Consider the following 494-nt stretch of genomic DNA (forward strand, 5'->3'; position numbering starts at 1 on the left):
GCTGGGTATTTATTTTGAGTTTGGTTTTCAGCTTCGCCCAAAGTTGGATTACAAGTACTGAAAGGATTAGATAATGGATGAACAACAAAATGTAACAGTAAGAGATTTGGTTCAAAATACAGCCCTTCGAGTTGTTTGGGGTGAAAATCATTTAGAGCGTCCGATTACCGTTCCTGACATAGCTCGTCCCGGTTTACAGTTGACAGGATTTTTAGATTATTTCGAACCACGACGGGTTCAATTATATGGTGTTAATGAGACCGAATATGCTAAAACAATGACTCACGAACGGAAAATGATTGTTTTTAAAAAAATGGCAAGCGAAACAACGCCGGCTTTTGTTATTTCAACCAATTTAAAAATTCCAGAAGAGTTGGTTGAAGCGGCTAAAGATGCTCAGATTCCAGTTCTAACCAGTTCTTTAACTTCTTCTCGCTTGCTTTCGAATATGACTTACTATCTTGGCGCTCAATTATCGGAACGAAAGACAGTTC

General features: G+C 38.5%; 1 pseudogene. It reads left to right on the forward strand.

Features of this window, described 5'->3' with window-relative positions:
• Positions 1 to 73: 73 nt before the first annotated feature.
• Positions 74 to 494, forward strand: a pseudogene (locus KH893_RS11780) (HPr(Ser) kinase/phosphatase); the annotation flags it as partial.

The sequence above is a fragment of the Liquorilactobacillus sicerae genome, assembly GCF_029916425.1.
Classification (GTDB): Bacteria; Bacillota; Bacilli; order Lactobacillales; family Lactobacillaceae; genus Liquorilactobacillus; species Liquorilactobacillus sicerae.